This is a genomic window from Micrococcus sp. FDAARGOS_333, assembly GCF_002206575.2.
Classification (GTDB): domain Bacteria; phylum Actinomycetota; class Actinomycetes; order Actinomycetales; family Micrococcaceae; genus Micrococcus; species Micrococcus lylae.
In genome coordinates, this window is sequence record NZ_NJFJ02000001.1 from 139,508 (window position 1) to 158,115 (window position 18,608).

17 protein-coding genes are annotated in these 18,608 nt (G+C 73.3%); 7 read left to right on the forward strand and 10 right to left on the reverse strand.

The genetic code is table 11. The features are described from left to right. Positions 1–4: 4 nt before the first annotated feature. The 5 genes from CEQ11_RS00695 to CEQ11_RS00715 form a co-directional block, all read right to left on the reverse strand. Positions 5–661 (reverse strand): TetR/AcrR family transcriptional regulator, encoded by a 657-nt coding sequence (locus CEQ11_RS00695; RefSeq protein WP_088477407.1) that lies wholly within the window; start codon positions 659–661, stop codon positions 5–7. 136 nt (positions 662–797) lie between these two features. After that, positions 798–1,421, reverse strand: coding sequence for a TetR/AcrR family transcriptional regulator (locus tag CEQ11_RS00700; RefSeq protein ID WP_193762954.1), 624 nt, complete (start codon positions 1,419–1,421; stop codon positions 798–800). A 195-nt stretch (positions 1,422–1,616) separates the two neighbouring features. Beyond that, positions 1,617–2,624 carry an ArsA family ATPase gene (locus CEQ11_RS00705; RefSeq protein ID WP_088477409.1) on the reverse strand — a complete coding sequence of 336 codons (1,008 nt, stop codon included), beginning with the start codon at positions 2,622–2,624 and terminating at the stop codon, positions 1,617–1,619. A 12-nt stretch (positions 2,625–2,636) separates the two neighbouring features. Next, positions 2,637–2,900, reverse strand: coding sequence for a cory-CC-star protein (locus CEQ11_RS00710; protein WP_088477410.1), 264 nt, complete (start codon positions 2,898–2,900; stop codon positions 2,637–2,639). A 21-nt stretch (positions 2,901–2,921) separates the two neighbouring features. Then, positions 2,922–4,646 (reverse strand): carbon starvation protein A, encoded by a 1,725-nt coding sequence (locus CEQ11_RS00715; protein ID WP_088477411.1) that lies wholly within the window; start codon positions 4,644–4,646, stop codon positions 2,922–2,924. Between the two features lie 212 nt (positions 4,647–4,858). On the opposite strand from CEQ11_RS00715, the gene CEQ11_RS00720 reads away from it, so the two are divergent. Next, positions 4,859–8,254 (forward strand): beta-phosphoglucomutase family hydrolase, encoded by a 3,396-nt coding sequence (locus CEQ11_RS00720; protein ID WP_088477412.1) that lies wholly within the window; start codon positions 4,859–4,861, stop codon positions 8,252–8,254. A 9-nt stretch (positions 8,255–8,263) separates the two neighbouring features. Here CEQ11_RS00720 and CEQ11_RS00725 read toward each other — a convergent pair whose 3' ends face one another. Further along, the gene (locus tag CEQ11_RS00725; RefSeq protein ID WP_088477413.1) at positions 8,264–9,613 is read right to left on the reverse strand and encodes a sensor histidine kinase; all 1,350 of its coding nucleotides are present in this window, start codon (positions 9,611–9,613) and stop codon (positions 8,264–8,266) included. After that, the gene (locus tag CEQ11_RS00730) at positions 9,610–10,281 is read right to left on the reverse strand and encodes a response regulator transcription factor (RefSeq protein ID WP_088477414.1); all 672 of its coding nucleotides are present in this window, start codon (positions 10,279–10,281) and stop codon (positions 9,610–9,612) included. Before CEQ11_RS00730 ends, CEQ11_RS00725 begins: the two co-directional genes overlap by 4 nt. Positions 10,282–10,478: 197 nt before the next feature. Here CEQ11_RS00730 and CEQ11_RS00735 point away from each other — a divergent pair, with 197 nt between their 5' ends. After that, positions 10,479–10,916, forward strand: a complete 438-nt coding sequence (locus tag CEQ11_RS00735; RefSeq protein ID WP_088477415.1) for a GyrI-like domain-containing protein — start codon at positions 10,479–10,481, stop codon at positions 10,914–10,916. 20 nt (positions 10,917–10,936) lie between these two features. On the opposite strand, the gene CEQ11_RS00740 is transcribed toward CEQ11_RS00735, so the two are convergent. Then, the gene (locus CEQ11_RS00740; RefSeq protein ID WP_088477416.1) at positions 10,937–12,526 is read right to left on the reverse strand and encodes an L-lactate permease; all 1,590 of its coding nucleotides are present in this window, start codon (positions 12,524–12,526) and stop codon (positions 10,937–10,939) included. 107 nt (positions 12,527–12,633) lie between these two features. Between CEQ11_RS00740 and CEQ11_RS00745 the strand changes: the two genes are divergently transcribed. The 3 genes from CEQ11_RS00745 to CEQ11_RS00755 all read left to right on the forward strand — a co-directional run bounded on the left by CEQ11_RS00745 (position 12,634) and on the right by CEQ11_RS00755 (position 16,141). Further along, on the forward strand, positions 12,634–13,833 hold the full coding sequence (locus CEQ11_RS00745) for a nitronate monooxygenase family protein (RefSeq protein WP_088477417.1): 1,200 nt from the start codon (positions 12,634–12,636) through the stop codon (positions 13,831–13,833). A 153-nt stretch (positions 13,834–13,986) separates the two neighbouring features. Continuing rightward, positions 13,987–15,336, forward strand: coding sequence for a sensor histidine kinase (locus CEQ11_RS00750; RefSeq protein ID WP_088477418.1), 1,350 nt, complete (start codon positions 13,987–13,989; stop codon positions 15,334–15,336). 94 nt (positions 15,337–15,430) lie between these two features. Beyond that, positions 15,431–16,141, forward strand: a complete 711-nt coding sequence (locus CEQ11_RS00755; RefSeq protein ID WP_088477419.1) for a response regulator transcription factor — start codon at positions 15,431–15,433, stop codon at positions 16,139–16,141. A 10-nt stretch (positions 16,142–16,151) separates the two neighbouring features. Here the strand turns inward: CEQ11_RS00755 and CEQ11_RS00760 are convergent, their stop codons facing one another. Then, positions 16,152–16,490 (reverse strand): hypothetical protein, encoded by a 339-nt coding sequence (locus tag CEQ11_RS00760; RefSeq protein ID WP_088477420.1) that lies wholly within the window; start codon positions 16,488–16,490, stop codon positions 16,152–16,154. Positions 16,491–16,720: 230 nt separating this feature from the next. On the opposite strand from CEQ11_RS00760, the gene CEQ11_RS00765 reads away from it, so the two are divergent. Next, entirely contained in the window at positions 16,721–17,008 is a 288-nt protein-coding gene (locus CEQ11_RS00765) for a hypothetical protein (protein ID WP_088477421.1), read from the forward strand. 92 nt (positions 17,009–17,100) lie between these two features. On the opposite strand, the gene CEQ11_RS00770 is transcribed toward CEQ11_RS00765, so the two are convergent. Continuing rightward, the gene (locus tag CEQ11_RS00770; protein WP_193762955.1) at positions 17,101–17,700 is read right to left on the reverse strand and encodes a TetR/AcrR family transcriptional regulator; all 600 of its coding nucleotides are present in this window, start codon (positions 17,698–17,700) and stop codon (positions 17,101–17,103) included. Between the two features lie 134 nt (positions 17,701–17,834). Here CEQ11_RS00770 and CEQ11_RS00775 point away from each other — a divergent pair, with 134 nt between their 5' ends. After that, the gene (locus tag CEQ11_RS00775) at positions 17,835–18,599 is read left to right on the forward strand and encodes an ABC transporter ATP-binding protein (protein WP_088478821.1); all 765 of its coding nucleotides are present in this window, start codon (positions 17,835–17,837) and stop codon (positions 18,597–18,599) included. Positions 18,600–18,608 lie beyond the last annotated feature (9 nt).

Here is an 18,608-nt window from a genome sequence, read left to right on the forward strand (position 1 = left end):
GGCGTCAGCGCCCGCCGTGCGCCGCGGGAGACGACTCCCCGGACACGGGGGGCCGCGGCGGGCTCCCGGCCATGTCGTCCAGCTGGAGCTGCACCGCGGGGGCGACCGGCTGGACGAGCTCGTCCACGTCCAGGGACGAGAGCACGGGCGTCTGCACCAGATAGCGGGCGACGGCCACGCCCAGCAGGAAGCTCATCGCCGAGGCGAGCCCCGTGACCTGCTCTTGGGTGAGGGAGCGGAACTCGGCCGAGTGGAGGTCTCCGGCCATCACACCGTGCACGGCGGTGCGGGCGTCGGGCTCGGTGAGCGCGGCCTGCCCCACCACACGCATGGCGCCCCCGGTCTCGGGGTCCTCCCAGAGCTGGAGGAAGTCACGGGTGAGCGTCTCGCCGCGCGCCTCCGGCGCCATCGTCAGCGCATCCGTGACCACGGAGGTCGCCAGCTCGGGAAGCTCCATGGTGGCGGAGAACAGCCCGGACTTGCTGCCGAAGTAGTGGGAGATCAGCGCGACGTCCACCCGGGCGTCCCCGGCGACGGCCCGCAGGCTCGTGGCGTGGACGCCCTGCTCGGCGAAGCGCCGCCACGCTGCGGCGAGGATGCGGGCTCGGGCGTCCACGAGGCGGTCCGGGTCCTGGCGCCTCTCCGGCTGGGGTGCGGTCATGATGGGACCACTTTGGAGGAACCGGGAGGGGGCCCGTCAAGGCGCTGACGCCCGCATGAGTCCGCCGATTCTCCCACCGTGGGGCGGAGGTGCCGGTTGACGTGGGCGGATGTGCGGCCGGGCCGGCGGACGCCGTTCAGCCGTCCTGGTCCGGGATGTCCAGGGGGGCCTGCGCCGCCACGGCGGAGCGGCGGACGAAGTCCTCGAAGTCCAGGCAGGTCAGGGAGGGCGCCTTGACGATGTGCCGGGCGATCGCCGCCCCCAGCAGCCCCGTCATCGCGAGGGCGAGGCCCCGCTGCCGCCCCTCGGCGAGGGCCAGGAACTCCCCCTCGCGCATCCGCCCGACCATGACCTCGTTCATGTTCTCGAGGGCGGCGGGGTCCGTGAGCGAGGAGTGGGTGATGGCACACATCGCCTCCCCGGTCTCGGGGTCCTCCCATAGGCTGAGGTAGCCGCGGGCGAGCACCTCGCCGGTCTGTTCGGCCGGGGCGGTGAGAGCCGCCGCGACCACCCGGTGCGCGCGGTCCGGCATCGTCATCGCCTCGGTGTACAGGCCCAGCTTGTTGCCGAAGTAGTGGGCGATCAGCGCGACGTCCACGCCCACCTCTCCGGCGATCGCCCGCAGCGTGGCCCCGCGGAACCCCTGCTGGGCGAACTCGCTGCGCGCGGCGGCGAGGATCCGCTCACGGTTGTCCTCCGAGCGCACGGCAGCACGCATCGTCGCCACTTCCACGCCCTGTGCATCGAGCATCTCCACCATGGTTTCGACCCTAGAGGGCGCCGCCCGGTCCGGCTCATCACCCGTTGAACGTGCCGGCACCGGCGGGCCAGGGGACCTGGCCGCCCCGCGGCCCCGTGGGTCTTCTGCCCTCGTGTGGTCCGGCGTCCCACGGCTCGGCATCCCGCGGTTCGGCACCCCGCGGTTCGGCATCCCGGCGGTTCGGCATCCCGCCGCTCAGCCCAGCAGCCTCCCGATCGCCTGCACCGCCTCGGCCCCGGTCGGCTCGCCGTCCACCCAGGGCACCTGCACCAGGGGCACGTGGGGCACCTGCCGCACGAGGTCCGCCACATGCCCGGCCTCCGCCCGCGCCCGGGCCGCCAACACCTTTCCGACATCCTCCGGCGAGCGCCGGTTGACCACCAGCGCGGCCACGGCGATCCGGTCCTCGGCGAGCCGACGGCACAGCTGCACGGTCTCCAGAACGGGCATCCGCTCGGCGGTCAGCACCGGCACGAACGCGCACCGCCGCCCGTCGGTCAGCAGCGCCTCCATGTCCGCGAAGATCCGGCGCCGCTCGGTGAGGACCTCGCGGATCCGCAGGTCGCGGCGCTCCTGCGCGGTCCGGGGCCCCTCGAGGCCGCGTCGACCGTCCAGGCCGCGCATCGCGTCCGCGAACCGCTCGGTCCTGTCCCGCCGCGCGAGCAGTCCCTCCGCCCAGGCGCCCATGAGCGTGGGCAGCTCGAGCAGGCGCGCGGTGTGCCCGGTGGGCGCCGTGTCGAACACGACCATGTCGAACCGCTCCCACGCCTCCAGGGCGATCCGGGAGATCCGCTCCAGCAGGGCCGCCTCGTGCGTGCCCGGAGAGGCGGCGGCGAGCCGGAAGTAGCGGTCGACCTCCTGGTGCAGGTGCTCGGGCATCAGGCCGCGCACCGTGTCCTTCACGGCGTCCAGGTGGCGCGCCGCCACGGCGTCCGGGTCCACCTCCAGCCCGACGACGGCTCCCCCGCCTTCCGTGGTCAGCAGTTCCGTCTCACTGTCCCCCACCTGGGTGTCCCACAGGTGGCCGAGGTTGTGCGCGGGGTCCGTGGAGACCACGAGGACCCGCCGCCCGGCGGCGGCGAGCGCCGTGGCAGTCGCGGAGGCGACCGTCGTCTTGCCGACGCCTCCCTTGCCGCCGAAGAAGACGACCTCGCGGGAGGCGAGGTGCGCGGTCAGGCGCGGGTCCGTCGTCGTGGAGTCCATCCGATGCCCCTCTCAGCAGCAGCTCATGTGGTCCAGCGGGGAGCGCTCCATGCCCATCCGCCGGTGCCACTCGTGGAAGCGCTCGTAGACCACGGGCAGCAGCTCGACCGTGTAGTAGGCGGCGGGGTTGGGCACGCCGAGGGCGTCGGAGAAGACCATCATCATGAACAGGTCCTCCTCGTCCCGCCTCGCGCGGGCGAAGGTCTGCCGGTACGGACCGGCGTAGAACTCGTCCAGCCCGGCCGCGAGGGCCCTCAGGCGTGCCCTGAACCCCATGCCCGTGCTCCGCCTACCGGGTCAGTCCCGGCGGGCGCCGGCGGGTTCGAAGGCGTCCTCGGCGTCCACGGCCTCGTCCTCCTCCGGGGTGACCGCCGGGCCCTTGCGGGCGGCGTTCATGGCGCCGAACGCGGTCACCAGCACCCAGAGGGCGCTGACGAGGATGACCACGTCCAGGACCAGCAGCAGCCAGTTCTGCTCGTTCCAGAACTGCACCATCTGCACGAAGAGCGCGTATACGGACACGAACGCCACGAACACCAGCGGGATCAGCACCGGCCACACGGGGCGGCGCAGCCGCAGCAGGATCACGGACACGATGGACAGGGTCAGCGCCGCCATCAGCTGGTTGGTGGTGCCGAACAGGGGCCAGATCACCATGCCGCCGGAGCCGTCCGCACCGGCGCCGAAGGCCAGGCCCATGGTCACGGCCATGACGATCAGGGTGGAGGCCAGCGTGCCCAGCTTCACGCCGACGATCTGGCCGATCTCCGCCACCACGAAGCGCTGCAGGCGGACACCGGTGTCCATGGTGGTCGCGGCGAAGAGGACGGCCATGGTGGCGAGGATCGTGGAGGACAGGCCGGTGGGGATGCCCAGGCCCGTGTTGATGATCTGGCCGCCGGCGGTCACGAACGCCCCGACGCCGCCCTCGCCGAAGGCCGAGTAGACCTCCTCCCAGTCGGCGAGGGTGCGGAAGCCGGCGGTGACGGCGATGATCGTGCCCAGCGAGAGGAGTCCTTCGCCCACGGCGCCGAAGTAGCCGACGAACCGGGCGTCGGTCTCCTTGTCGATCTGCTTCGAGGAGGTGCCGGAGGAGACGATGCCGTGGAAGCCGGAGATCGCGCCGCACGCGATGGTGACGAACAGCAGCGGCAGGATACCGGGGGTGCCCTCCGGGACGTTCTCGTTGTAGAACGGGGCGACCACGGTGGGCGAGGAGACGATGATCGCCGCATAGAGGATGCCCAGGCCGATGAACAGCTGCAGGCCGTTGATGTAGTCACGCGGCTGCAGGAGCATCCACACCGGCAGCAGCGAGGCGATGCCGGCGTAGATGAAGAGGACGACGATCCAGAACGCACCCGCGGACAGGCCGAGGATGGTCTCGGGCAGCACGATCGGGAATCGGTCGCCAAGCAGCATGAGGCCGTAAAGCGCCACCACGCCCACCACAGAGACCAGCGGCAGGTTCCACTTGAACCGGTAGATGGCCTGGCCGATCAGCAGCGCCACCACGATCGCACCCCAGGTGGGGATGACGGCGGTGGGGGTGGAGACGAGCAGTCCGGAGATCACCACGGCGAACGCGGCGTTCACCATGAGCAGCAGCAGGAAGATCACGACCAGGAACAGGTTGCGGCCGTGCTTGCCGATGTACTTGCCGGAGAGCGTGCCGATCGACTGCGCCTTGTTGCGGCCGGAGGCCCAGAGCGCGCCGAGGTCGTGCATGCCGGCGAAGAAGACCGTGCCGAGGGTGACCCAGAGGAAGGCCGGGCCCCATCCCCAGATCACCGCCACCGCCGGTCCGACGATGGGCGCCGCGCCGGCCACGGAGGTGAAGTGGTGCCCCCAGAGGACCAGCTTGTTGGTGGGGACGAAGTCCACGCCGTCCTCATAGCGGTGAGACGGCATGGTGTAGTCCGGGTCGAGCCGGTAGACCTTCTTGGCCAGGAAGCGTGAGTAGAACAGGTAGCCGGCGACGATCATCGCGATGCCGACCAGGGCCAGGACGAGGGAGTTCATGGCGGGGACTCCTCTTGGTGAGGGGAATGCGGGGACAACGGTGATCGCCACCACAGTACGGGACGACCACCCCCTTCGGGTGACACGTTTCACCGCCCGGGCGTGCGGAAGGGGTGACATCCGCGGGTGTGCCCGTTCTAGGCTGGTGCGGATCCACACCTCAGGGCCCGACGACGGCCCCCGCCCCCGACGCGAAGGCACGCCTCCCGCCTATGCAGACCCAGCACCTCACCCCTGCCCCGGTCCAGGACCGCAACGCCCGGCGCCACCGCCTGCGCCGCTACCGCGCCGTCATCTTCGACATGGACGGCGTCATCACGGACACCGCCTCCGTCCACGCCAAGGCGTGGAAGGAGCTGTTCGACCAGGCCCTGCCGTCCGTGGGCACGCTGCCGCAGAACGCGGACGCCGTGGCCGCGGACCCGACCGTGCTGCGCGAGTTCGACCTCAACGGCGACTACCTGCACCACGTGGACGGCCGCCCGCGCGAGGACGGCGTGCGCTCCTTCTTCGCCTCCCGCGGCCTGACCGTGCCGGAGGCCGGCACCCCGGCCGCCGGCACGAACGACCACCCGGACCTCACCGTGCAGGCGCTGGCCGAGCGCAAGCAGGGCTTCTTCGAGGCCGTGCTGGCCCGCGACGGCGCCCGCGTGTTCCCGGAGGCCGTCGAGCTGCTGGAGAACCTGCACCGCAAGGGCGTGCCGGTCGCCCTGGTGACCTCCTCGAAGAACTCCCGCGCCGTGCTCACCGCCGGCGCCGTGCTGGACCACTTCCCCGTGATCGTGGACGGCCACACGGCCGTGGAGCGCGGCCTGCCCGGCAAGCCGCACCCGGCGATGTTCTGGGAGGCCGCCCGCATCCTCGGCGTGGACCCGGCGGACGCCATGGTGCTCGAGGACGCCGTGTCCGGCGTCAAGGCCGCAGCGGACGGCCGCTTCGGCCTGGTGGTCGGCGTGGACCGCGAGCCGGAGCTCGGCAAGGCCCGCCTCAAGGACGCCGGCGCCCACCTTGTGGTGGAGGACTTCGGCGCCCTGCAGCTGGAGAAGCGCACCGCCGCCCCGTTCGACGCGGCCTGGGTGCTGCGCTGGGACCACTTCGACCCGGCCTCCGAGGGCACCCGTGAGGTCCTGTGCACCCTGGCGAACGGCTACTGGGGCACCCGTGGCTCCATCCCGGGCACCCGCACCTCCTCCGTGCACTACCCCGGCTCCTACATGGCCGGCGTGTTCAACCGCCTGACCTCCCAGGTGCAGGGCAAGTCCGTGGACACCGAGCACATGGTGAACATCCAGGACTGGACCCCGCTGGTGGTCACCCCGGAGGGCGGGAGGCCGCTCCTGCCCGGCGAAGAGCACATGGTGGACTTCTCGCAGGAGATGGACCTGCGCCGCGGCGTCCTGTCCCGCACCATGGTGTTCGAGGACGAGTCCGGCCGCCGCACCACGGTGCACACCCGCCAGTTCCAGTCCCTGGCCAACCGCCACCTCGCCGCGCTCGAGCTGACCGTGACCGCGGAGAACTGGTCCGGCGAGGTCTGCGTCCGCTCGATGATCGACGGCCGCGTGGCCAACCTCAACGTCTCGGACGACCGCACCCTGGCCAACCGCCACCTGCGCCCGGTCGAGGCCCGCGAGGTGGACGGCGAGACCGTGCTGCTGGAGACCCGCACCAGCCAGTCGGACATCCGCATCGCGATGGCCGCCCGCACCCGGCAGGTCGCCCCGGTGGGCCACACCCAGCCGATCCGCCGCGCCCTGGACGACTGCTCGGACATGGTGGCCGGCCAGGACATCGAGCTGCACCTGGACCAGGGCGTCCCGCTCGTGCTGGAGAAGACCGCGTCCGTGGCCAACACCCACGACCACGCCCAGTCCTCCGCCGCGGAGTCCGCGATCAAGACCCTGCAGCGCTCCCCCGGCTTCCGGAACCTGCTCACCGTGCACGAGCAGCGCTGGGGCCTGAACTGGGACCGCTTCGCCGTCCGGATCGACCTGGCGGAGCAGTACTCCCACCAGCGCCGCTCGACCGCGCAGCTGGCCCCGGGCCAGGAGTTCGAGAACCCGGAGTTCTCCGCCGGCGTCTCCCGCTCGGTGGGCTCGGCCGCGGAGATGGGCAAGGACGGCGCCTCGCTGCGCCAGCAGCTGGCCCTGAACCTGCACACCTTCCACGTGCTGCAGACCGCGTACGGCAAGCGCCGGGACCTGGACGCCACCGTGGGCGCGCGCGGCCTGCACGGCGAGGGCTACCGCGGCCACATCTTCTGGGACGAGATCTACATCTTCCCCATGCTGACGCTGCGCCGCCCGGAGATCACCCGCGGCCTGCTGATGTACCGCTACCGCCGCCTGAACGAGGCCCGGGCCAACGCCCGCGGCGAGGGCTGGGCCGGCGCCATGTACCCGTGGCAGGGCGGCTCCGACGGCCGTGAGGAGACCCCGACCGAGCTGTGGAACCCGCGCTCCCAGATGTGGATGCCGGACAACTCCCACAACCAGCGGCACGTGTCCCTGGACGTGGCCTACTCCGTGCTGCGCTACATCGAGATCACCGAGGACCAGTCCTTCATCCAGGACTACGCCGCGGAGATGCTGGTGGAGATCTCCCGCTTCTTCACGTCCATGACGCTGAAGAACGAGGACACCGGCCGCTACGAGATCCACGGCGTCATGGGACCGGACGAGTTCCACGACGGCTACCCGGACTCCCCGGGCTCGGGCCTGCGCAACAACGCGTACACCAACGTGCTGACCTCCTGGCTGCTGACCCGCACCGCGGAGCTGGTGCGCTGGCTGGACACCCTGGACGAGCCGCTCACGGAGATCATGGAGATCTCCGAGGAGGAGATCGAGCGCTGGGAGGACATCGCCTCCCAGCTCACCGTCCCGTTCTTCACCGAGGGCGAGGAGACCGGCATCCTGGCCCAGTTCGAGGGCTACCAGGACCTGCTCGAGTTCGACTGGGAGGGCTACCGGGAGAAGTACGGCAACATCGGCCGCATGGACCTGATCCTGCAGGCCGAGGGCGACGCCACCAACCGCTACAAGCTCTCCAAGCAGGCCGACGCCCTGATGCTGACGTACCTGTTCAGCGCCGAGGAGCTCGACGACATCCTGCAGACCATGGGCTACGAGCTGCCGCGCGAGAACTTCGAGCGCACGGTGGAGTACTACGCCGCCCGGTCCACCCACGGGTCCACGCTGTCCCGCCTGGTGCACGCCTGGGTCACGGCCCGCACGGACCCGGACACCTCCTGGGACCTGTTCACCGAGGCACTGGAGTCCGACCTCTCGGACACCCAGGGCGGCACCACCCGCGAAGGCATCCACCTGGGGCTGATGGCCGGCACGGTGGACACGGTGATCCGCTGCTACGCGGGCCTGGAGACGCGCGACGAGGTGGTCAAGGTCAACCCGGTGCTTCCGCGTCAGCTGCCGGGCGCCACGTTCACCATCCGCTACCGCGAGCAGCCGATCAGGATCCACATGACACAGCAGCAGGTCACGGTCACCGCGCAGCAGGGCATGATCCGCCCGGTGGACATGCTCGTGGCCGGTCAGGAGCTGACCCTCGAGCCCGGCGGCGAGGTGACCGTCCCGCTCGCCGGCTGATCCGCTCGCTCAGCGGGTCGGCAGCTCCGCGCTGACCACCCAGCGGAGGCCGCGCTCGGCGTCCAGGTCCGGGCCGACGGAGAGGCGGCCGCCGAACACGGCCACACGCTCGTGCATGCCCGGCAGGCCGAAGCCGGAGGGCACGGAGCGCCGGCTGCGGCGGGCCTGCTCGCCGCCGGCCTCTGCCCTGCGGTCCCCCGCGTCGGAGAGCGGGCTGGAGACCTCGAGGTCCAGGTGGTCCTCGTGCAGGGCCGAGTGCAGCACCACCTCGCCGCCGGGCACCGCGTGCTTGAGGATGTTCGTGGTGGCCTCCTGGATCAGGCGCAGCACCGTGAACTCCATGGACGGCGGCAGGTCCTCCAGGTCCTTCAGGTCCCGCTCCACGGTGAAGCCGGCGTCCTCGAGCCGGTCGGCGAACCCCTCGATGCGTGCGCACAGGTCCTGGACCCCGTCCGCGCCCACGTTGTCCGCGTTGCGGTCCGTGCCCCGCAACGCGGTGAGCATGCGGCGCAGGTCCACGAGCGACTGGCGTGCGGCCTGCTCGATCGCCTGCTCGGAGTCCCGGCGGCGGTCCGCGTCCTCGGTGGTCTGCAGCATGGCGGCCTGCATGGAGATGATGGTCAGGCCGTGGGCCACCACGTCGTGCAGCTCGGCGGCGATGCGCTGCCGCTCCTCCTCCGCGGCCTGCCGTTCACGGCGGGCGGCCTCCTCCAGCTCGGCCTGCTGGGCGCGGGCCCGGAGGCGGGCACGGCGGATGACGAGGGCCGGGACGGTGGTGGCCGCGGCGAAGCCGGTCAGGATCACCATGTCCAGGCCGCCCGGGTCCCAGGGCGAGACCGCGATCCCGGCGGCCAGCAGCACGAGGTAGGCGACGCCGATGCCCACGGCGAAGCCGCGCCGCGAGTAGCGAGCCACCACCGGGGCCACGAAGACGCCGCCGGCGAACGGGCCGAACACGTCCACGAGGCTGTTGTCCACCTGCGTGGACAGCGCCAGGAACAGCGCCATGTAGAGCAGGGTCACCAGGGCGCCGACGCTGGGCTGCAGGACCACGAGGATGGTCAGCAGGGGCGGCGTCCAGTTGATGATCATGTCCGCGTAGGGGCCGATCACCGGCTCCAGCTCGGCGGGTTCGAGCTCCAGGTCCTCGGCCAGCTGCGCACTGTCCGGACTGATCCCCCAGACCTCGGCCAGGACCGTGCTGACCAGGTCCACGCCCATCACCAGCAGACAGACGGTGATGACGGTGACGCGGATCCAGCGGCGGACCGGCTCGGCCCGCAGCCACCGCGGCAGCTTCGAGGCCGGGGCCGGCGCCGAGCTCGTGCGCAGGACCCGGTGTGAGCCCTGGGCCGTCATCCGATCTCGACCAGCCCCGCGCGGGCGGCGCGGATGAGGACCTGCACGCGGTCCCGGACCCCCCACTTCTCCATGACGTGGCCGAGGTGGGACTTCACGGTGGCCTCCGCCAGGAACAGGGCGGCGGCGATCTCCGCATTGGAGGAGCCGTGGGCGAGCTCGCGGACCACGTCCAGCTCGCGGGCGGTGAGCCGTTCGAAGTCCTGCAGCGGCTCGGCCGGCTCCGCGGCGGCGGGGGTGCCCGGGCCGGCGGCGGTGACGGCGTCGATGAGGTCCCGGGCCACGCCCGCGGAGAACACGGCGTCCCCGGCGTGGACCTTGCGGATCGCCTCCACGACCTCGGTGGGCGGGGCGTCCTTCACCAGGTACCCGGCGGCGCCGGCGCGCAGGGCGGGGACGAGGTACTGCTCGGAGGAGAAGGTGGTGATGGCCAGGACCTTCGTGTCCGGCAGCTCGGCGGTGACGGCCTCGGTGGCGGCGACGCCGTCCATGACGGGCATCTGCATGTCCATGAGGATCACGTCCGGGCGGTGCTCGCGGGCCGCCGCGAGCCCGGCCCTGCCGTCGGCCGCCCCGGGCACCGCCTGCATGTCCTCCGCGAGCGAGACGAAGTGCTCGAGGGCCGTGCGCATGAGCTCCTGGTCGTCCACCACCATCACCGTGATCATGGGCTCCAGCCTAGGCCGGGGAGACACGGCCGCAGCACCGACGAAAGTGGGGAGTCGGTGCAGGTCAGGTCCGCTCAGCACTCGTCGTCGTCTCCGTGGTGTCCGTGGGGTTCGCCCTCGCCCCTGCAGAAGGGACCGATGCTGCACTGTCGGCAGACCGCTTGAGAATTCCCCTCGATTCGGGCTACACAGTGGCCATGGCCACCTACCCGCAGAGCCACGAGCTCGGTCGCATCGACATCGTCACCCTGGAAGACCTCCCGGCGTTGAGTCGGGACGTCCCCCTCGACGTGGCCAGCATCCACGCCGGGTGGCCGGCCTTCGAGGAGGGCTTCGACTCCTTGAGGGGGCGAAGGATGATGGGCCTGGTCTATGAAGACTCCCACGTCTACCGGATGTGCTCGGTCCGTCTGGAGCGGGACACGGAGAACCCGCTCGGCCTCGATGAGACCACTATTCCGGGGGGCGACTACCTCCGTCTGCGTCTGCGTGGAGAGCCTGCGGCTGTCTACGGCCAGATCGGTGCGGCGTTCGACGCGCTCTTCGCCTGCGCCGACCATGACTCCACCCGACCGCAGATCGAGAGCTACCGGCGCGAGGGAGAAGTCGACTGCCTGGTGCCCATCCGCGCCTGACTCACACGGCCGCCGGCGCCTCACCCCGCCCCGAGCGGCAGCAGCAGCGCCGAGACCGCGGCCATGGCCACGAGCACCACCAGGACAGTCGGGGCCATGACGGCCAGCAGGTTCCGCCGGGTCGGCAGCAGGCCCGGGGTGTCCTCGCGGTGCTCGGCGCCGGCCAGGCGGGAGGCCAGTTCGATGCGCGCGGGGCACGCCACCACCGCCCAGCTCGCGGCCGAGGAGTGCATGCCCGTCAGCCACAGCGGCGAGACCCCGAGGGCCTGGGCGGTGCTGGCCTGCAGCGGAGCGAACATCGCGTTCGCGCCGGTGGTAGAGGCGGTGACGTAGCCGCTCAGGCCGGCCACGAACGGGGACAGCCACAGGAAGACCCCGCCCAGCCCGCCGAGGGCGCGGGCCATCTCGTCCGCCAGCCCGCCGCCGGTGAGCGCGTAGCCGAAGGCGATGTAGAGCGCGGTCGGGATCGCGGTGGCCACCCACAGCCGCACGACCTCCTGCCCCACGAGCCGGCGCCGGTCCGCGTCCAGGTGCAGGACCACCAGCCCGATCGCCGCGCCGAGCAGCGCCCACGTGGCCGGCGAGCGCACGAACGGCCCCAGCGCCCCGAGCGGGAGGGCGGCGTGGGCCGCGGTGCCGGCGATCGTGCCGGCCATGAGGACCAGGTACGGGGCCAGTTCGCGGACCGGCAGTCCTTGCTTCCCGACGACGGCCCCCTCCCGGGCAGCGTCCTCCTCGCCTCGGTGCCCCGCAGCCCGGACGGCTCCGTCCGCCCCGGCCGCGCCAGGTCCGCCGTCACGCGCGCCGCGGGCGGCCCGCCGCCCGATCAGCGCCCGCCAGGCCAGGGCCATGAGCAGGCCGGCCGTGGCGCCGGCCGGCGGGGTGCCGAGCAGGATGTTCGCTCCGAGGACCAGGCCCGCGTAGACCACGGCGGAGGCCACGGCAACGGGGAGCCACCGGCCGAGGAGCCTCGCCCGGGGCAGGAGGGGGACGCCGCGGTGGCGGTCGGCGCGGGAGCCGCGGACGATCAGCGCCGCGGCCACGCCGGCGGTCACCGCGGGGATCACGTTGAACACCGCCGTGGCGATGCCGAGCTCGCGGAAGTCCAGACCCGTGAGCTGCGCGCCGAGCAGGGCGCCGGGGGCCATGGAGCCCCAGGGGTTCACGGAGAGGCCGAGCAGGGCCAGGCAGGCGGCCCGGAACGGGGTGAAGCCCAGGGTGGTCAGCAGCGGCAGGCAGACGATCACGGCCACGCCGAAGCCCGTGACGGACTCCAGGAACGGGACCACTCCGTGGACCATCATCAGTGCACTGGCCAGTCCCGGCCCGGTGCCGCCGGAGAGCCACCGGCCCAGGGCCGCGTGCCCGCCGCCGCGCTCCATCACGCGGGCCAGGGTGATGCCGCCGGCCATGATCGCCAGGACCTCGAGGAGGATCGGCCAGCCCTTCGCGAACGGCGCCGTGAGCTCCGCGGCGTCGGTGCCCAGGACGGTGGCGCCGAGCAGCAGCGCCGAGGCCGCTCCGGCGGCCGGCGCCACCCATCCCGGCAGCGGGCGCGTGAGCAGGATCAGCGTGAGCAGGACCGGCACGCAGGCCAGCAGGGCGAGCACGGGCGGTCCTCCTCACGGGTGCGGTCGGGCAGGGGTGGGGTCGCGCCATGCTACGCCGGGCCGCGCCTCCGTTGCCTCCCGAGTCCACGGCGTCCTACCGTGGGCCCATGAGCGCGCACCCCGCATCCTCCGCCCGCGTCGCCGGCCTCCCCGCCCTCGCCGCGCTGGCGGCGGCCCCGGTCCCCGTGGTCGTCGCGCCGATGGCCGGCGGTCCCTCCACCCCGGAGCTGGTCGCGGCGGTGATCGGCGCCGGCGGCGCCGGCATGCTCGCCGGCGGCATGAAGACCCCGGATGCGGTCCGCGGTGAGGTGGCGGCCGCCCGTGCCCTGCTCGCCCCCGGTGCCGCCGAGGGCTCCTCGGGCGTCCCCTCCCCCGCCGGGCGTCCCGACGACGGCCCCCTCCTCCGCCTCGGCGTGAACCTCTTCGTCCCGGACGCGGTGAACACGCAGATCCCCGCCCGGGACGCCCGGACCGCCGCCGCGCGCCGGCACGAGGTGGCCGCCTTCGCCGAGCGGCTGCGCCCCGTGGCCGCCCGCCTCGGCGCGGACGTCCCCTCCGCGGAGGACGCGACCCCGGACCCCGCCGAGGAGCGTGCCCAGTTCGAGCAGTTCCTCGCCGCGGCGGAGGAGCAGGCCTGGCCGTGGGTGACCTTCACCTTCGGCCTGCCCGCCCCCGAGGTCTTCGCCCGGCTCATCGATGCCGGAGTCGCGCCCGGGGCCACGGTGACGGACGTGGCGGAGGCGCGTGCCGCCGTCGGGAACGGGGCGCGGCTGCTGGTGGTGCAGGGCCCGGACGCCGGCGGCCACCGGGGCACCCTGGACCCGGCCGCCGCCCCGGGGACAGCACCCCTGGACGAGCTCATCCGTGCGATCCATGCGGCGTTCCCGGAGGTGCCGGTCGTCGCGGCCGGAGGGATCGGCTCCGCCGCACAGGCACGCGCGGCCCTGGACGCCGGGGCCGCCGCCGTCCAGGCGGGCACGGCGTTCCTGCGCTCCCCGGAGGCCGGGACCTCGGCGGCGCACCGGGCAGGACTGGCCCGGGCCGCCGAGCCCGGCAGCCGCCTGCGGGACACCGCCGTGACCCGGGCCTTCACCGGCCGGTGGGCCCGAGGGCTGACGGTGCCGTTCATGGCCGAGTTCGCGGACGCTCCCGCGGCTTACCCGGAGGTCAACGTCCTCACCGGGGCGCTGCGCAAGGCCGCCGCGGCCGCGATGGACCTGGACGCCGTGCACCTGTGGGCCGGCACCGGCGCGCACCTGGCCCGCGAGGTCCCGGCAGCCGAGGTGCTCCGCGCGCTGACACCGTGACCTCGAGGCCGACCGGCCGGCGGACCGACCCGACAGTTTCCCGAACGAAAGCGTCCCGGGACGCGAAGGGTTCCCGAACGAAAGCGGTGTGACGGCGGACATCAGCCCCTGGTCTGACGCGGCGGGCCGGCGAGCGCTCCTACCCTGGTGAGCATGAACCCGCTGCGCCGCCTCGACGCGTTCCACCGCGAGCGCCCGTTCGCCTCGGACGCGATCGTGGCGGGGCTGCTGCTGCTCTTCCTGGTGGCGCTGCCCTACCTGCTGCTCGCGCCCACCGGCGGCATGTTCGGCTTCCCGGACTCCCCCGCCTGGCTCGTGACGATCGACGCCCTCGTGGACGCCGCGCTGGTGAGCACCTGGGCGTTCCGCCGCCGCAGCCCGCTGCCGGCGATCCGCACCGCGATCGCCCTGTGCCTGGTGATCCTGCTGATCGGCCCGGACTTCACGCTGGCCCTGTTCGTGGTGCCGATGTTCGTGCACCACGCCGCCGCCTCCTTCACCCGGCGCGGCTCCTTCACGGTCCTGGGCATCGCCCTGGCCGGCTCGGTCGCCTGCGGCGTCAAGAACGGCTGGTTCTCCCGCAACGCCCACTACACCGGCTTCGACCCCGGCGCCGAGGCCCTGGTGGTCGCCCTCGGCATGGCCATCCCGTGCGCCGCCGTCACGCTCGCGGCCTGGGCCTTCGGAGACGTCGCCCGCACCCGGGTCATCGCGCTGCGCGCCGTGCAGGACCGGGCCCGCCGGCTCGAGGTGCAGGCCGCCCAGGAGCGCGAGCTGGCCGCCGCGGACGAGCGCAACCGCATCGCCCGCGAGATGCATGACATCGTGTCCCACTCGCTGCAGGTGATGATCTCCCAGGCGGACGGCGCCCGGTACGCCGCCGCGGCCAGGCCCGAGGTCGCCGTGGAGACCCTGGAGACCATCGGCAGCACCGGCCGGTCGGCCCTGGCGGAGATGCGTGCCCTGCTCGGGGTGCTCCGCCCCAGCTCCGGGGCCGACTCCCCCGTCTCCGGGGCCGACCCCGGCGGGGTCCCGGACCCGACCGGGCGGGGCGAGGGGCCGTCGTCGGGACACCGGCGGACGGGGATGCTGCTGCGGCCCCAGCCGACCCTGGCGGACCTGGAGGAGCTGGCCGCGACCATGCGCCTGTCCGGGCTCGAGGTGGCGGTGCGGACCGTCGGCCAGCGCCGGCGGGAGCTGCCGACCGGCGGCGAGCTGGCCGCCTACCGCATCGTGCAGGAGGCCCTCACGAACACCCTGCGCCACGGCGGGGCGGGGGCCAGTGCCTCCGTCACGCTGGCCTGGACCGCGGACGGGCTGGAGCTGACCGTGGACGACGACGGCCACGGTGCCGCCGCCTCCCCGTCCTCCGCCGGCACCGGCAACGGGCTGCGCGGCATGGCCGAGCGGGCCCGCCTGTTCGGCGGCACCCTGACGGCCGGCCCGCCGGCCACCGGCCGGGGCTGGCGCGTCACCGCGCACCTGGCCTACGAGGCGCGATGACGCCCGCGACGCGCGGCCGCCGACCCGGCGCAGTGCACCCGGCGAGCGCACCCACCGAAGAATCGACCAGAACGAACCGAACGGGACACCACCGATGACCGACCCCCAGACCACCGCCTCCGACGCCGCCGCACCGGTCCGCGTCGCCCTCGTGGACGACCAGCAGCTGATCCGCTCCGGGCTGGCCATGCTCATCGGCTCGCAGCCCGACCTCGAGATCGTGGCCGAGGCGTCCACCGGCCGGGAGGCCGTGGGCTCACCCGCGGTGGCCCGGGCGGACGTGGTGCTCATGGACGTACGCATGCCGCAGATGGACGGCATCGCCGCCACGGAGGCGCTGCTGGCGAAGCCGGACGCCCCGCGCGTGGTGGTGCTGACGACCTTCGACCTGGACGAGTACGCCCTGGACGCGATCCAGGCCGGAGCCTCCGGGTTCCTGCTCAAGGACGCCCCGCCGGAGGAGCTGCTCGCCGCGATCCGCACGGTCCACCGGGGCGACGCGGTGATCGCCCCGTCCACCACCCGCCGGCTGCTCGAGCACATGGCACCGCGGCTGCAGGCCGAGCATGCCGCGGACGAGCACGGGGCCGTGGAGCGCCAGGCGATCGAGACCCTCACCCCGCGCGAGCGCGAGGTCCTCGTGCTCATGGCGCAGGGGGCGTCCAACATGGAGATCGCCGCGGAGCTGGTGCTCTCCGAGGCCACGGTGAAGACCCACGTGGGCCGCGTGCTCGCGAAGCTGCGGGCGCGGGACCGCGTGCAGGCGGTGGTCAGCGCCTACCGCGCCGGCCTCGTCCAGCCCTGAGCCGGGCCGGTCAGCGCAGCTGCCCGGTGATCCGGTAGCGCCAGCCGTCCTGGACGTGGCTGCGCAGCACCCGCCGCCTCTCCGGCGCCCAGCCGACGGCCGGGAACTCGGCGGCCACCCGGTCGTGCTGGACGTTGATGATGCGGGCGTCCGTGCCGTTCGTCAGCAGCAGCCACTGGCGCTTCTTCGCCACGTCCCGTGCGGCGCCGCCGACGCTGAAGCCGCCGGTGAGCAGGTCCACGCCGAACTCCGCCACGAGGTTCCTGCCCGCCTCGGTGCGGTGCAGCAGGAACACGGACTCGTCCGGGCGGCGGACCCCGTCGAGGGCTCGGTGCAGGCGTGCGGACATCGGTCTCTCCTGTTCTCTGCAGGCCCTGCGGTGGGCCGTCGAGCCCAGCGTAGAGGGCGCCCGGCAGGCGCCGGCAGGGACTTTCGGCGCGCACTCCGCCCCCGCGCCTCCGACTTCAGGCGGAGGCGGCCCCCGGGGAGTTCATCCCGCCGGTGGTGCCGCCCGGCGCGGCCGCGGAGAAGACTCTCCAGCCGAGTCGAACACCTCACCCAGCAGCCAGGGAGCACAGGATGGACACCGCAGAGCACACCACGACGACGGCGCGCACCTCCGCCGCGTCCGGCACCGGGGCGTCCGGTCACCGGGAGGCGTCCGTGCCGGCGGACGCGGCCGACCACGGCACCATCGCCTGCTTCACCGGCCTGGTGGCCGCGGCCGTCGCGCTCATGGTGCTGACCTTCGTGGCCCCCACCCCGCCGACCGTCCGCATGGTGGTGGCGATCGGGCTGGCCGTGGGCGTCGGGGCGGTCACCGCCCGGATCTCCCAGCGCCTCGAGGGGCGCGCCTGCCGGCGCTGACCCGCCGAGCACCGAGCGCGACCGGCACCGGCAGGACGTGACGGCGCAGGAAGGGGCGGGGCAGGACGTGACGGAACAGACGCAGGCCCGCGTCAGCCCTGCGGCCGCAGCCCGCGCAGGTAGGTCCGCAGCATCCAGTCCTCCTGGCCGGGCAGCTGCCACCCCTCCTGGGACACCAGCGGGCGGGACACCGTCAGCAGGCCGGTGAAGAACCGCTCCCCCGTGAGGTCCTCGGACACCTGGCCCTCCGCGCGGGCGCGCACCAGGGCGTCCTCCATGCGCTGCATCAGCGACCGCTCGGCGGCCTCGATCATCTCCTCGCTCGGCAGGTCCTTGCGGTCCAGCGAGTCGAGGGAGGCGGCCGCCACCGTCAGGTTCACGCCCACCAGCTGCGTGGCGAAGCGGTGCCACCGTGCCTGGGCGAGGTCGCCGTCCGAGGCGATCGGGCCGTCGTCGGGGATCTGCCGGTCCGCCAGGTAGCCGTCCACGATGGCGTCGACCCTCTCCAGGATCTGCCCCAGCAGCGCCGTCAGCAGGTGCCGGCGGGTGGGGAAGTGCCGGTAGAGGGTGCCCACGCCGACGCAGGCCTCCTGGGCCACCGCGCGCAGGGACACCGTGGGGCCGTGCACGTTCAGCAGCGCCTCGGCCGCCTCCAGCAGGTCCTTGCGGTTCGCGCGGGCATCGGATCTCATGCCCATGATTCTCCCAGACTCCCCCGGTGGCGGATGCCCGGACGCGGGGTCATCCCGTGGGATGACCCCGGCCCGCCGGAATGCCTCCCCCCGGGGGATCCGCGCAGGGGCGTGGACGGAGGAGAGTGGACACCATGAGCCACACGAGTGCCCTTCCCCGCCCTGCCGAGGCGCCCGCCGGCACCGCCGTCGCCGCCTACGGCCTCACCAAGACCTACGGCCGCGGAGACACGGAGGTCCATGCCCTGCGCGGCGTGGACGTGGAGTTCGCCGCCGGGCAGTTCACCGCCATCATGGGACCCTCCGGCTCCGGCAAGTCCACCCTCATGCACTGCCTCGCCGGCCTGGACGTCCCCACCTCCGGCACCATCACCGTCGGGGACACCGAGATCACCGGCCTCGACGACGGCCAGCTCACCCGCCTGCGCCGCGACCGCATCGGCTTCGTCTTCCAGGCCTTCAACCTCGTGCCGACGCTCACCGCCGAGCAGAACATCTTGCTCCCGCTCGAGCTGGCCGGGGCCGCCCCGGACCGGGCCTGGATGGCGGAGATCGTGGACACCCTCGGCCTCACCGAACGCCTCAAGCACCGCCCCTCCGAGCTCTCCGGCGGCCAGCAGCAGCGCGTGGCCGTGGCCCGTGCCCTGCTCACCCGCCCGGACGTGGTGTTCGGCGACGAGCCGACCGGCAACCTGGACACCGCCACCGGCACCGAGGTCCTCGCCCTGCTCCGGCGTTCCGTGAGGCAGATGGGGCAGACCGTCATCATGGTCACCCACGACCCCGTGGCCGCCTCCTCCGCGGACCGCGTGGTCCTGCTGGCCGACGGCCGCCTCGCCGGCGAGCTGCTCGAGCCGACCCCGGATGCCGTGGCCGCCGCCCTGGCCCAGCTGCAGTGACGAGGTGCC